Here is a 12,397-nt window from a genome sequence, read left to right as displayed (position 1 = left end):
GCGCGCCGGACGGGCGGCGCCCGAGCGAGCGCGCCCCCGCGGCGCGGTCACCCCCACGACACGTCGAACTCGCAGGCCTTGGCGCCGCGGAAGCGGCAACGGGTGTGCAGGCAGCGGCCCTCCCGGGCGCCCATGTGGGACATGAGCCGCTCCTGCCATACCGGGATGCCCACCGAGCAGGTGATCGGCCCGGGGCCGCGGTCCGGGAGCCGCGACGCGGTGAGGCGGACCGTGAAGCGCTTCGGGGCGACCTCGCTCGCCTCCATCGTGCCCTCGTCGAAGTAGCGCTCCCACAGCGAGGCGGACCTGCGCAGCACCGTGGCGGGGGACGCGGCCTTGAGCAGCACGGTAAAGAACCGTTGCAGGTCCTCCTCGGCGATGGCGGCGGCGATGGGCCGGAAGCACTGCGGATGGCCGCCGCCGAACAGCGTCAGGTAGCGGTCGGTGAGGCGGTTCCAGAGGCCCACCGGGTACCAGCCGTGCGGCAGGATGATGCCGCCGACCTGCGCGGCCTCCTGCGGGCTCAGGCCCTCCAGCCACTGCTCCACGCCGGCAGCGCCGTGCTGCGCGGCCACGAAGTTCTTGAACCCCCCCAGCGCGTTGCCCTTGACGTTGCTCATCGAGTCGCTCCACCGGGCGGCCATCGCCAGGCCCGTCGCGTGCCGGGTGCCGCGGATCCTGACGAGGGTCCCGGGCAGATGCAATCGCGTCGGTCGGGCGCGCCGCAGAACCGGCGGGCGTGGTCGTCGGCGCGCTGTCCGCCGGCGGGCGCCGTACTACAATCGCCGGCGTGAAACCGTGCCCCTTCTGCGCGGAGCAGATCCAGGACGCCGCGATCAAGTGCCGCTTCTGCGGCAGCATGCTCGAAGAACGAGCGCCCGCGGCGGCCACGGCCCTGGCCGCGCCGCTCGCCCCCGCGCCGGGCGCGCTCTCCCCTGCGCCCGGCGCGCTCGCCGCGCCGGGCGGGGCGCGCGTCCTCTTCGAGGGGGCGCCGAGCTGGAAGGCGTGGTTCTGGTCCTACGTGGCCGCGAGCGTGCTCTCGCTCGTGCTGGTGGGCCTCGTGTGGCTCGGCATCCTGCACTGGAAGCGCAAGAGCCTCCGCTACAAGATCACCGACCGCACGATCGACTATGAGGCCGGCCTGCTCACGCGGCGGGTCGAGACGCTCCAGCTCTGGCGGGTGCACGACCTCGACCTCCGCCAGACGTTCATGGAGCGGCTGCTCGACATCGCCGAGATCCGCGTGTTCACGAAGGACGCGAGCGATCCCGAGCTCGTGATCCGGGGCCTGCCGGCGTCGCGCGAGCTGTTCGAGGCGCTCAAGAACGCGGCGGAGCTCGCGCGCCAGCAGCGCGTGCTCGGGGTCGTGCAGTAGCGCGGCCTTCGCGCGGCGGCGCAGGCCTGATAGGAGCCCATCCATGTCCCCCAGGCGATCCCCGCTCGACGATCTCCCGGATGTGCGCGACGGCCTGACCCGCGCCGAGCGCATCATCCTCTGGAAGCTCTCCGAGCTCGAGCGGGAGTTCGGCGGCCGCAACGTGCCCACGGCCACGCTCTACGGCCGCGTCGTCGAGCACATCGATCTCTCGGTTCCCGAGTTCCAGCGCCTCATGCAGCGCCTCGTCGGCGTGCGCTGAGGGCGCGCCGGAGCGGCTCGGGCCCCTTGTCACCGTGACATGAGAGCTCCCGTGAAGACGGGGAGAGCATGCCTCTTGTCTGCCCGCCTCGTGATCGAACCCGACCACGACCACGGGACGGCCCGGAACAGACATCCGCGGGGCGGCCCGGAACAGACATCCACGGGGCGGCCCGGAACAGACATGCTGGGGCTCGTCGGGAGGAGACGTGAACAGGGGGAGAGGCGCGCCGCCGGCTCCGCGGCAGAGGGCCGCTGCTCGCCGCGGCGGCTCGACGTCGTGTCAGGCGGTCCGCTGCTCGAGGGCGGCGCGCAGCGCGGAGACCGAGGCGCTGCGCAGGTACACGACGGGAGCGCCGTCCGCCGCGAGGGTCTGCATCTGCTCGCGCAGCGCATGCGAGACCATCGTCACCATGATCACGATGAGCGCGATCCTCCCCACGCCGTGGCGCGCCCCCGGGGGCACGCGGTTCTCATAATGGCGCAGCGACCAGCCGTGCTTCTCGACCACATCGCGGTAGCGGCTGGACATGCCGCCGCTGCCCCCGATGACCAGCACCGTCTGCTCCTCGCGCTTCCTGTCGACCGCCTGGGAACGCCTCTGCGCCTTCATGCGATCCCCTGGAGCAAGGCGTAAGCCACGCTCCTCGAGCGGGCATTTCCGCGCAAAACTCACGGTTCGGGTCTATTCCCCGGCAAAATGTCGCCGCATCGCGGAGGGCTATGTCATCGTGACATGGCGCGCGCGACGACCGGACGCTGCCCCGCAGTCGCGAGCATCGGGGAATATTCCCGTTCACGGCAGCCCCCCGCCGGCGCGGCCAACGAGGATCCGGAAGACAGGGGACGACCGCGGGCGCCCGCCCGCCGAAGCTCCACAGCGCCGCAAGGGCGTCCCTCGGCACAGGACCTCCCCACGAGCTCCGCGACAGACCTACATACCGTCCCGGTTGCGCGCGGCGGAGGCACCCGCGGGGGGTGGCCAGGCTCGACGGGAAAGATGGCGCAACATGATTAGTTTGTGACACTAACAATCTGCACGCGGGCGCGCTGCGGACACACGCCACGGCGACCCGCCGGCGACCTCGAGCTGTGGTAGGGAGCAGCGCCCCCCCTGCCCTGCCGTGCCATGATGTCTCCCGTCCCGCCCAGCGCCCCGCCTCTGCCTCCGCCGGGCGCCGTCGAGCCGCCTCCGCCGGGCACCGTCGAGCCGCCTCCGCCGGGCACCGTCCAGCGCTGGGCCTGGGATTACGTCCTCGCGACCGATCTCGCGCACAAGCTCGAGCCGCCGCCCGTGCCATCGGTCTGGGAGCCCGACCCCACGACGCCGCGCCGCATCGCTCGCCCGGGCCGACCCGCCGAGCTGCGCATCTCCGCGCGCGCGTCGAAGAGCCCCGGGCCCGAGGCGCTGCGCAACCCGACGCGACGCGCGCAGCTCTTCCACACGTTCATGCACCACGAGCTCCAGGCCGCAGAGCTGATGGCCTGGGCGCTGCTCGCCTTCCCGGAGACGCCGCGCGCGTTCCGCGGCGGCCTCGTCCGGATCGCCCTCGACGAGGTGCGCCACATGCGGCTCTACGCGGCCTACCTCGCCGCGATCGGCCACCGCTTCGGCGACTTCCCGGTGCGCGACTGGTTCTGGTCGCGGGTGCCCGCCGCCGCGTCGCCCGCGCAGTTCGTGGCGGTGATGGGAATGGGCCTCGAGGGGGGCAACCTCGACCACACCGCGCGCTTCGCCGAGCGCTTCCGCGCCATCGGCGACGACGAGGGCGCGGCGCTCACCGAGCGGGTCTGCGCCGAGGAGATCCCGCACGTGCGCTTCGGGGTCCGCTGGTTCCGTCGCTTCACCAACGCGCCGGGCGGCGCCTCGCCCAACGCGCCGGTCGGCGCCTCGCCCCACCCGCCGGGCGGCGCCTCGCCCCACCCGCCGGGCGACTTCGAGACGTGGGTCCGCCACATCCCGCCGCCCCTCTCGCCGCTGCTCATGCGGGGCGAGCCGATGAACCGCCGCGACCGGAGCCGGTCCGGCCTCTCCGAGCCGTTCCTCGACGCGCTGGCCGCATGGACCGAGCGAGCGCCTGGGTCCTGAACTTCGACGCCGACGAGGAGCTCGCCCGCCCCGCGGGGTACACCCCTCGCGCCGCGGTCGCCGGCCGGGCCCCGGAGCTCGCCGGCCGGGTCGCGGCCCTGCTGCGCCCCGGCGACGTCGTGCTCAGCCCCGACCTCCCCGCGCCGCTGGTGCCGCCTGCGCCGCCCGGCGCCGCGCTCGTCGGCCGCGCGTGGTGCCCTACGCCCCGCGCCCGGCGCCTGCTCGGCCGCGCCGGCGTCCCCCTCGCGGACGCGCCGCCGCTCGAGGTGCTCCGCCGCGTCAACCACCGGAGGTTCTGCGCCGACCTCGGCCAGACGCTGCCCGGCGCGCGCCACGTTGTCACCCTGGCCGAGCTCGAGGCCGCGATCGCCGCGCCCACGCCGACCGGCCACTGGCTGCTCAAGCGGCCGTTCGGCTTCGCCGGACGCGGCCGCCGCCGGGTCGCCCGCGGCCCCCTGCCGCCCGACGCGCGGCCCTGGGCGGCCGCGTCGCTCGACCCCGCCTCCCCGGACAGCGGCCTACAGGTCGAGCCCTGGGTCGAGCGCCGCGGCGACTTCTCGCTGCACGGCCACGTCGCCCGCGGCGGCGCGGTCCGCCTCGGCGCCCCGTGCGTCCAGCGCTGCGACGACCGCGGGGCCTACCTCGGCGCCGCGCTCGCCGGCGAGGGCGACCTCGACGGCGACGAGCGCCGGCGGCTCGTCGAGGCCGCGCTCGAGGCGGGCGAGGCGCTCGCCGGCGCGGGCTATTTCGGGCCCTTCGGGATCGACGCCTTCCGCTGGGAGGACGAGCGCGGGCGCCTGCGCTGGAACCCCCGCTGCGAGATCAACGCGCGGTACACGATGGCGTGGGCGATCGGCATGGGCAGCGCCCGGCCCGACCTCGAGTGACCGGCGCGACGGACACGCCGCGCGGAGGCCGCGCCCCGATCCCGACACCGACTCGTTGCACAAGAGGCTGGCCGCTTCCTCTATAGCGGTGCTCCGACGACGAGGCGAACCGTCGAGACGCCAAGCGGCGAACCCGGACGGCGCGGCGCCGGCCTCCGCGCGCGACCCCGGCGCTCGGCCGACGATCGCGCGAGAGGAGGGATCGATATGAGTCTTCCGGCAAGGACAGGAGCGCAGCGGCAAGCGCGGCGTCGCGCGACCAGGGGGAGGCGCAGCGCGCTTTGGCTCGCGAGCGCCGCGGCCGTCGCCGCGCTGCTCGCGGCGTGCGGGCCGGAGGGAGCGGGCGCGGAGCCGGGGCCGTGCGGCGGCGCGACGTGCACCCCGGACCAGGTCTGCGTCTATCCGCCGGGCGACTGCGGCGAGGGAGGCATCGTCCCCGGGAACTACGGGGTGTGCCAGCCGCGCCCCGCGTCGTGCGACACCGCGACGCCCCGGGAGGTCTGCGCGTGCGATGGGCGCGTCTACGAGAACGCCTGCGAGGCCGCGCGGGCCGGCGTGAGCATCGGGAGCGGCGAGGAGTGCGGCGGCGCCGCGCCGCCAGGGACGATCGCCTGCGGCAGCTACTTCTGCGACGCGGCCTCCGAATACTGCCAGAGCGTCGAGGATCCTCACGACGAGCTCTTCAAGATGCCGACGCGGAGGACCTGTGAGGAGATACCGACCGCCTGCATGGCAGCGCCGTCCTGCGACTGCCTGGCCGCCGCCGCCGCCGATCCTCGCGAGGGCGATTGCTCCAGCGCGCCTGCCTGCACACGAGGCGAGTCGGGGAGCTTCGCCGTCCGGTGTACAGGAGATCTGTATTGACACGCCGCCGCGCCGAGCACCACGTGCCGGCCTGGCGAGGGGGTCCCACGGGGGCTGGACAGACGTCCTCGGCGGCGCCCTCACGCCGCATCGAGCGCCAGCGGCACATCACGGAAAGGACACCGAATCACCACCAAAACGTTGAGGCTTTATCGAGAGGTCTTCCCGTAATTTGCTCGCGCAACGCCCACATCGAGGCTCGAATCCAGAAGAAGGAAGGCACGCATTCATGCAGAATTCGCGCGCGCGAGATGAATTCCCCGGACACAAGCGAATGACGGCGAGCTGGTCTCGGCTGTCGAAGGGCGTCCTCTACGCCGCCCTCCCCGTGATCGCGATCGTCAATGCCTGCGGAGCCGAGGGCGAGATCGAGGAGATCTCGGAGGCGCGACAGGCGCTGACCACCGTCTCCTTCCAGCAGGGGTCGCTCCCGAGCTCGTCGTACGCGGGCTCGACCGACGCGACGATCCGGCAGGCCGCCGCCACCACGAATTACGGCGGGGCGACCACGTGCGAGGCCGACGGCGACGACGGCTCGGGCGTGGACAAGTCGTGCCTGCTGAAGTGGACCCTCTCCGGCATCCCCGCGGGGAGCACCGTCCAGTCGGCGTCGATCACCCTCCAGGTCACCGACGGCTCCTCGAATACCTACAACGTCTACGAGGTGAAGCGCTCGTGGGACGAGGCGCAGGTCACCTGGAACAACGCGACCTCCGCGACGGCGTGGGCCACCGCGGGCGCGCTGGGCTCGACCGATCGCGGCAGCCTCGTGGGCAGCGTCACCGGCAGCGCCGGATCGAGGACGATCACCCTGAACGCGGCCGGCGTGGCGCTCGTGCAGGCGTGGGTCGACGGGGCGTCCAACAACGGTATCGTCATCGCGAGCTCGTCGAACACGGACGGCATCGACTTCGCCTCCTCGGAGCACGCCACCGCGGCGCAGCGGCCCAAGCTCACGATCACCTACGGAACGTCGAGCGGCACCGGAAGCTCGACCGACCCGGGGCTCCTCATCGCCTTCATCGGCGACCAGGGGAACAACGGCAACGCGGACGCGGTGCTCCAGCTCATCGAGGACGAGGGCGCCGCGGCGACCATCCACAACGGCGACTTCGACTACGCCGACAACCCGGCGGCGTGGGAGAACCGGATCAACAGCATCCTCGGCCCGAACTATCCTTATTTCGCCATCATCGGCAACCACGACGCCGCGGCGTGGGGCGGCAGCAGCGGGTACGCCAGCTACATCCAGGCCCGCCACGCGCGCGTGCCGGACATGAACTGCACCGGCGAGCTCGGCGTCAAGGCGACGTGCAACTTCCGCGGGCTGTTCATCGTGCAGTCCTGCATCGGCACCGGCGAGCTCCGCTCGACCTGCGCCGCCAACGCGGCCGATCAGGTGAGCTTCATCCAGGACGCGCTCGCCAATGACAGCTCGATCTGGTCGGTGTGCGCCTGGCACAAGAACCAGCACGACATGCAGGTCGGCGGCAAATCGAACGAGGTGGGCTGGAGCGCCTACCAGGCGTGCATGAACGCCGGCGCGATCGTCGCGACGGGGCACGAGCACTCCTACTCGCGCACGCTGACCCTCACCGACGTCGGCAACGCCTCGACCGGCCACGGCAAGACGGGCGCCTTCGACCTGGTCGAGCTCGGCCCGAACCGGAATTTCGTGTTCGTGTCGGGCCTCGGCGGCGTGGGGATCCGCGATTACGAGGCGGCGAGCCACGACGACGACACGTGGTGGTCGTCGTACTACGCGAGCAACAAGTGGGTGAAGAACGGAACGCTGATGTCCGGCACCGCCGATTACGGCGCCCTGTTCATCCGCTTCAACGTGGGCGGGGACCCGAAGCGCGCGACCGCGTACTTCAAGGACGTGGACGGCCGCCTCGCCGACGAGTTCACGATCCAGGTCCAGTAAGGCGCGGCGCGCCGCGCGCCGGAGCGGCGCCTGCTCGCCGAGGTCGCGGTGCTCGCGCCGCCGCTCGCCAGATTCGCGACAACCTTGTTGCTCCCACGGGCGCTGCCGCTGCGTTAAACCTCTCGTTGCCGGCGGACGGCGCGCGAGCACGCGCCGCGCGGGCGAGGGAGATCCCAGCATGAAGACCACGGAGAACAGGGCGGGCCGGGGGGCGCGCAAGAGCCCGAAGCGCGCGGAGATCGTGCGCGAGTACGGCCCCTTCCCGGGCACGCCGCGCATCCACGGCGTCACCTACGACGGCCAGAACGTCTGGTTCGCCAGGACCGAGAAGCTCGCCGCGATCGACCCGGCGAGCGGAGCGGTCGTGCGCGAGCTCGACGTCGCTGCCCACGCAGGGACCGCCTTCGACGGCGAACATCTCTGGCAGCTCGTCGAAGACCGGATCCAGAAGGTGGACCCGAAGACGGGGCGCGTCGTCGGTAGCATCCCCGCGCCTGCGCAGGGGCGCGACTCGGGCCTGACGTGGGCGGAGGGGACGCTCTGGGTGGGCGAGTACCGGGCGCGCAAGATCCACCAGATCGACGCGAAGACAGGCGCGATCCTTCGGACCATCGAGTCGGATCGGTTCGTCACCGGCGTCTCGTGGGTCGACGGGGAGCTCTGGCACGGCGCCCAGGAGGGCGAAGAGAGCGAGATCCGGCGGGTCGATCCCGGGAGCGGCGAGGTGCTGGACCGGCTGGAGATGCCCGAGGGGGTCGCCGTGACGGGGCTCGAGGGCGATCGCAAGGATCTCTTCTTCTGCGGCGGCGGGACGAGCGGCAAGGTGCGCGCCGTGCGCAGGCCGACCGCCCGCGCCCAGCGCTGACGAGGCTCGTCATGGGCCCAGCCTGCCCCGCGTCGTTCGGCGCGCGCGTCGCCGCCGGCGCCATCGCCAAGGGACACAACTCCACAGAGGGAAAGAAGCAGATGAACAAGATCACCATCACGGGATTTCGATGGGCGCCGCCGTTCGCCCAAGGGCTCGTTCGCGACTTGCGCGTGCGCTGGGCGCTGGAGGAGGCAGGGCTTCCCTATGAGGTCAGGCTGATCGACCGCGGGGATCTGAGCTCGCAGGCCTACCGTCAGAAGCACCCCTTCGGGATGGTGCCGGCCTTCGAGGCGGAGGGTCGGTGGCTGTTCGAGTCCGGCGCCATCGTGCATCACATCGCCGCGGAGTCCGAGGCGCTGATGCCCGCCGATCGGGACGGCCGCGCCAACACGGTCACCTGGATGTTCGCCGCGCTCAACACGGTCGAGCCGCCGATCCAGAACCTCTTCGTGATGGACGTGCTGAAGAGCGATGAACCGTGGGCGAAGCTGCGGCGCCCCGGCGCCGTGGACGAGGTGAAAGCTCGGCTGGACGCGCTCTCCGCCTGGCTCGACGGGCGCGACTATCTGGTCGATCGCTTCACCGCGGCCGACGTCCTGATGACGACCGTGCTGAGGCTCATCCGGCACACAGACCTGGTGGCCGGATTTCCCGTGCTCGACGCCTACGTCAAGCGCTGTGAGGCGCGGCCGGCCTTCCAGTTGGCCTTGCGCGAGCAAATGGCGGACTACGCTCGAAACGCTCCGGTCGCGGCCTGAGGCTGCGCGCTGCGCTCGGCCTCGGAGCGCGCGAGCAGCGCCGCCGGTCCCTGGCGAGCCGCTGGTGCGGCCCCGGCGACCTGCCCACGGCCGGATGCGGGCCGCGGGCTTCCTGACCTGGCGGCGACGGGCGCATCCGGGCTAGAACGCTGGCTCGCTCGAGCTCGCAAGGGACAAGGACAATGCCGCCCACGCCACCCCCGCACATCCACACCGAACGCCTCGATTACACCGAGGGTGAGACGGTCTGCGAGGCGTACGTCGCGCACGACGCCTCGAGCGCCGCGAAGCGGCCCTGCGTCCTCATCGCCCACGCGTGGGCAGGGCTGAACGAGGCCATGTACGAGAAGGCCGTGGAGCTGGCCGGCCTGGGCTACGTCGGCTTCGCGCTCGACGTCTACGGCAAGGGCGTCCGCGGCGGCGAGATGGAGGACAACTCGCGGCTCATGGCGCCCTTCATGGAGGACCGCGGCCTGCTCCGCAGGCGCCTCGAGGCAGGCATCGCGGCGGCCCGACGGCACCCGCTCGCCGACCCCGACCGCATCGCGGCGATCGGATACTGCTTCGGAGGGCTGTGCGCCCTCGACCTGGCGCGGAGCGCGCCGCCGGGCCTGAAGGGCGTGGTGAGCTTCCACGGGCTGCTGCACCCGCCGAACCTGGGACCGCAGGCGCCCATCACGGCCAGCGTGCTCGTGCTCCACGGCTGGGAAGACCCGATGGCGCCGCCCGCCGACGTGCTCGCCCTCGCGCGCGAGCTCACCGAGGCGAAGGCCGACTGGCAGATCCACGCCCACGGCCACGCGATGCACGCGTTCACCTACCCGGGCGCGAGCCTCCCGCAGGCAGGCATCCAGTACGACGCCGCGGCCGCCAGGCGATCGTGGGCGGCGATGCGGAGCTTCCTCGAGGAGGTCCTCGAGCGCCGGTCAGGCTGAGTCGGGCCCGGCGGCTGGGCCCGCGTCGGGCCATGCCTCCCGAGACGCTCGATGGCAGAGCACCCGTCGGGTACGCTGCGCACCGGACATGAAACAGCCCGCGCCGCGCTCCCCTGACGCCTCGGCCCCCGAGGCCCACGCGAACGCGCCCTCGCGGCCCGCGCCGCCGTCCTCCAACGCCACGACCCTGGTCCAGAAGCCGCGCGTGCCCGACGCCTTCGGGGAGGCGCCGACGATCGTGTACATGCCGAGCGACGAGCCCGGCCGCGCGCCCGGCGGCCCGCCCGGGGGCGCCGCGGCCGCCGCCGCGCCCGGCGGCCGGGAGCGCGGCGCCATCGACGACGTCACCCTGCGCATGCCGCCCAAGGCCGGCGCCCCGGGCGGCGACCACGACGACCGCACGCTCAAGATGCCCGCGCGGCCGGCGCGGGCCACCGCGGAGGACGACGCGCCGACCGTCAAGGCCGAGCCCAAGGCCTCCTTCGTCGACCTCGACGCCGAGGCGCAGGAGGAGGGCCGGCCTCAGGACCTCAAGTCGGCCGCCCGCGCCTTCTTCAAGCGCCACCACAAGAAGCTCTGGTGGCTGCACACCGCCTATGCGCTCAGCCTCGGCGCCTTCGTGGTCGCCTTCGCGCAGAAGGGGTTCCAGCACGCCCGCTTCCTCGCGATCTCGGTCAGCGTCGCCTGGCTGCTCGTGCTCCTGTTCTTCCGGCTCTTCGGCACCGGCGCCCGCCAGGACTTCGCGACCGCGTGGCGCGGCGCCCGGCTGCGCTTCCTCGTGATGACCTATGTCCTGAAGAACCTCTATCAGGGCATGCTCTTCTTCCTCCTCCCGTTCTACTGGAAGAGCGCCAGCCTGGACGCGCCGAACCGGTGGTTCGTCCTCCTCCTCGGCGCCTGCGCGGTGCTCTCGACGCTCGATCTCGTCTTCGACCGCGTGCTCATGCGCTGGAAGACGCTCGCCTCGGTGTTCTACGGGGTGACGCTGTTCGCCTGCCTGAACCTCGTCATCCCCGCGCTCCTCCCCAACACCCGGACGCTCTACACGCTGCTCTCCGCCGCCCTCGTGTCCGTGCTCGGCTTCTGCACGCTTCACCTGCCGTTCGGCGCGCTCTGGAGCCGGGTGGGCCTGGTGTTCCTCGTCCTCGCGTCGGCCGCCGGGGTCGGGCTCGCCTACGGCACGCGGGAGATCATCCCGCCGGTGCCGATGCACCTGTCCTCCGCCGCCGTGGGCCCCTCGGTGCTCCCGGACGGCCGCCTGGCCATGTCCGTGAAATCGCTGCATTTTTCCGTAATTCGAGAGCTGCGCGCGGTGACCGACGTGGTGGTGCCGGGCGGCGACGGGGACCGCCTCGTCCACGTGTGGCGGCACGAGGGGCGCGAGATCCTCCGCGCGCCGGAGGAGACGCTGCGGGTGCCTGGCCCGGAGGGCGCGGTGCGGCTCAAGTCGCAGCTCGTGGGCGGGAGCCTGCCGCGGCGCCTGGCCGGGCACTGGACCGTGGATGTCGAGACCGAGGACGGCCAGCTCGTCGGCCGCACCGCGTTCGAGGTGACCGAATGAAGGCGCCGCTCCAGGGCGACCGGGCCGGCGCCGCGCAGCGCGCGCGCTGGGTCGACGCCGGCAACATGGCGAACGGGTTCCTCGTGTTCGGCAACGTCGTCACGGGCTTCATCGCGATCGGCAACGTCGCGCGCGGGTTCATCGCGATCGGCAATGTCGCCGTCGGCGTCATCGCGATCGGCAACGTCGCGTTCGGGGTCGTCGGCGGGTTTGGCGCGACGATCGCGGTCGGCGCCTTCGCCGCCGCGGGCGTGCTCTCCTTCCCGGTGCTCGACGGCGCGGCGGGCGTGGCCAGCGCGACCGATCTGCACCTCATCCTGTCGGTGTTCCCGATCGTGCTCTGGTTCGTCGCGGCGCGCCTCTTCCCGGGGCGGCGCGCGCCCCGCCTGGGCCCGAGCCCCGAGCTGACGCCGCTCCGCGCGCTGCTCCGCGGCGAGCGCCCCGACGGCTGGGTCCGCGCGCGCGTCGAGCGGGCCGGCGCGGGCGCGCTCCGGCTCGCGCAGGGCGGCGCGCGGCTCGAGCTGCCGGCGACGCCGGAGGCGCTCGGCGCGTGCGGGGCGCTGCTCCCGGAGGGCGGGAGCGCGCGGCTGTTCGCGTACGTGCGGGCGGAGGAGCACGTGCGCGGCGGCGAGGGCGGCTACCGCGAGGCGCAGCGGCGGGAGCGGGTCCTCACCGTGGCGGATCTGGTGGAGCCGCCGGCGTGGGTCCCGCCGTGGCTCGACGGCGGCGAGGCGCAGTGGTGGCTCTCGCGCGCGTGGAAGGTGGGGGCGATCGCGGCGGTGGTCCTGAGGGCGGCGCAGCTCGTGGCGGGCGCGATGGGGTGAGCGCCCGCCGCCTCGACGCGCGCCGGGCCAGGCATCGAGACATCCCAG

At 73.0% G+C, this 12,397-nt stretch carries 13 protein-coding genes; 11 read left to right on the top strand and 2 right to left on the bottom strand.

The features are described from left to right. Positions 1–47: 47 nt before the first annotated feature. Positions 48–620, bottom strand: a complete 573-nt coding sequence (locus WME98_RS31375; protein ID WP_437945385.1) for a hypothetical protein — start codon at positions 618–620, stop codon at positions 48–50. Positions 621–790: 170 nt separating this feature from the next. Between WME98_RS31375 and WME98_RS31370 the strand changes: the two genes are divergently transcribed. Then, positions 791–1,375, top strand: a complete 585-nt coding sequence (locus WME98_RS31370; protein ID WP_437945384.1) for a PH domain-containing protein — start codon at positions 791–793, stop codon at positions 1,373–1,375. A gap of 43 nt (positions 1,376–1,418) precedes the next feature. Next, complete coding sequence (locus tag WME98_RS31365; RefSeq protein WP_020733417.1) at positions 1,419–1,637, top strand: hypothetical protein; 219 nt, start codon at positions 1,419–1,421, stop codon at positions 1,635–1,637. Between the two features lie 282 nt (positions 1,638–1,919). Here the strand turns inward: WME98_RS31365 and WME98_RS31360 are convergent, their stop codons facing one another. Then, entirely contained in the window at positions 1,920–2,249 is a 330-nt protein-coding gene (locus WME98_RS31360; RefSeq protein ID WP_061629657.1) for a DUF2325 domain-containing protein, read from the bottom strand. A gap of 516 nt (positions 2,250–2,765) precedes the next feature. Here WME98_RS31360 and WME98_RS31355 point away from each other — a divergent pair. The 9 genes from WME98_RS31355 (at position 2,766) to WME98_RS31315 (ending at position 12,349) form a co-directional block, all read left to right on the top strand. Beyond that, positions 2,766–3,725, top strand: coding sequence for a ferritin-like domain-containing protein (locus WME98_RS31355; protein ID WP_437945383.1), 960 nt, complete (start codon positions 2,766–2,768; stop codon positions 3,723–3,725). After that, complete coding sequence (locus tag WME98_RS31350) at positions 3,698–4,612, top strand: hypothetical protein (protein WP_437945382.1); 915 nt, start codon at positions 3,698–3,700, stop codon at positions 4,610–4,612. Before WME98_RS31355 ends, WME98_RS31350 begins: the two co-directional genes overlap by 28 nt. A gap of 207 nt (positions 4,613–4,819) precedes the next feature. Continuing rightward, the gene (locus tag WME98_RS31345) at positions 4,820–5,476 is read left to right on the top strand and encodes a hypothetical protein (protein WP_437945381.1); all 657 of its coding nucleotides are present in this window, start codon (positions 4,820–4,822) and stop codon (positions 5,474–5,476) included. A 229-nt stretch (positions 5,477–5,705) separates the two neighbouring features. Continuing rightward, positions 5,706–7,403, top strand: coding sequence for a DNRLRE domain-containing protein (locus WME98_RS31340; RefSeq protein ID WP_437945380.1), 1,698 nt, complete (start codon positions 5,706–5,708; stop codon positions 7,401–7,403). A gap of 178 nt (positions 7,404–7,581) precedes the next feature. Further along, complete coding sequence (locus WME98_RS31335; protein WP_437336457.1) at positions 7,582–8,268, top strand: Vgb family protein; 687 nt, start codon at positions 7,582–7,584, stop codon at positions 8,266–8,268. A 101-nt stretch (positions 8,269–8,369) separates the two neighbouring features. After that, positions 8,370–9,029, top strand: coding sequence for a glutathione S-transferase family protein (locus WME98_RS31330; protein ID WP_437954040.1), 660 nt, complete (start codon positions 8,370–8,372; stop codon positions 9,027–9,029). A gap of 182 nt (positions 9,030–9,211) precedes the next feature. Next, positions 9,212–9,964: a dienelactone hydrolase family protein gene (locus tag WME98_RS31325; protein ID WP_437945379.1), complete on the top strand. Its 753-nt coding sequence runs from the start codon at positions 9,212–9,214 to the stop codon at positions 9,962–9,964. 88 nt (positions 9,965–10,052) lie between these two features. Next, a complete protein-coding gene (locus WME98_RS31320; protein ID WP_437945378.1) occupies positions 10,053–11,525 on the top strand; it encodes a DUF5924 family protein in 1,473 nt (490 codons plus the stop codon). Further along, the gene (locus WME98_RS31315) at positions 11,522–12,349 is read left to right on the top strand and encodes a hypothetical protein (RefSeq protein ID WP_437945377.1); all 828 of its coding nucleotides are present in this window, start codon (positions 11,522–11,524) and stop codon (positions 12,347–12,349) included. Before WME98_RS31320 ends, WME98_RS31315 begins: the two co-directional genes overlap by 4 nt. Positions 12,350–12,397 lie beyond the last annotated feature (48 nt).

The sequence above is a fragment of the Sorangium sp. So ce296 genome (assembly GCF_051529605.1).
GTDB classification, from domain to species: Bacteria; Myxococcota_A; Polyangia; order Polyangiales; family Polyangiaceae; genus Sorangium; species Sorangium cellulosum_D.
The sequence above is the reverse complement of the archived record's forward strand: the minus strand, read 5'-3'. Positions and strand labels throughout refer to the sequence as shown.

Bases quoted from the DNA above. Each gene is read 5' to 3' on its own strand.
- WME98_RS31340 (WP_437945380.1), top strand. From the start codon at position 5,706: ATGCAGAATTCGCGCGCGCGAGATGAATTCCCCGGACACAAGCGAATG.
- WME98_RS31315 (WP_437945377.1), top strand. From the start codon at position 11,522: ATGAAGGCGCCGCTCCAGGGCGACCGGGCCGGCGCCGCGCAGCGCGCG.
- WME98_RS31345 (WP_437945381.1), top strand. From the start codon at position 4,820: ATGAGTCTTCCGGCAAGGACAGGAGCGCAGCGGCAAGCGCGGCGTCGC.
- WME98_RS31325 (WP_437945379.1), top strand. From the start codon at position 9,212: ATGCCGCCCACGCCACCCCCGCACATCCACACCGAACGCCTCGATTAC.
- WME98_RS31350 (WP_437945382.1), top strand. From the start codon at position 3,698: ATGGACCGAGCGAGCGCCTGGGTCCTGAACTTCGACGCCGACGAGGAG.
- WME98_RS31355 (WP_437945383.1), top strand. From the start codon at position 2,766: ATGATGTCTCCCGTCCCGCCCAGCGCCCCGCCTCTGCCTCCGCCGGGC.
- WME98_RS31365 (WP_020733417.1), top strand. From the start codon at position 1,419: ATGTCCCCCAGGCGATCCCCGCTCGACGATCTCCCGGATGTGCGCGAC.
- WME98_RS31375 (WP_437945385.1), bottom strand. From the start codon at position 620: ATGAGCAACGTCAAGGGCAACGCGCTGGGGGGGTTCAAGAACTTCGTG.
- WME98_RS31360 (WP_061629657.1), bottom strand. From the start codon at position 2,249: ATGAAGGCGCAGAGGCGTTCCCAGGCGGTCGACAGGAAGCGCGAGGAG.
- WME98_RS31330 (WP_437954040.1), top strand. From the start codon at position 8,370: ATGAACAAGATCACCATCACGGGATTTCGATGGGCGCCGCCGTTCGCC.
- WME98_RS31320 (WP_437945378.1), top strand. From the start codon at position 10,053: ATGAAACAGCCCGCGCCGCGCTCCCCTGACGCCTCGGCCCCCGAGGCC.
- WME98_RS31335 (WP_437336457.1), top strand. From the start codon at position 7,582: ATGAAGACCACGGAGAACAGGGCGGGCCGGGGGGCGCGCAAGAGCCCG.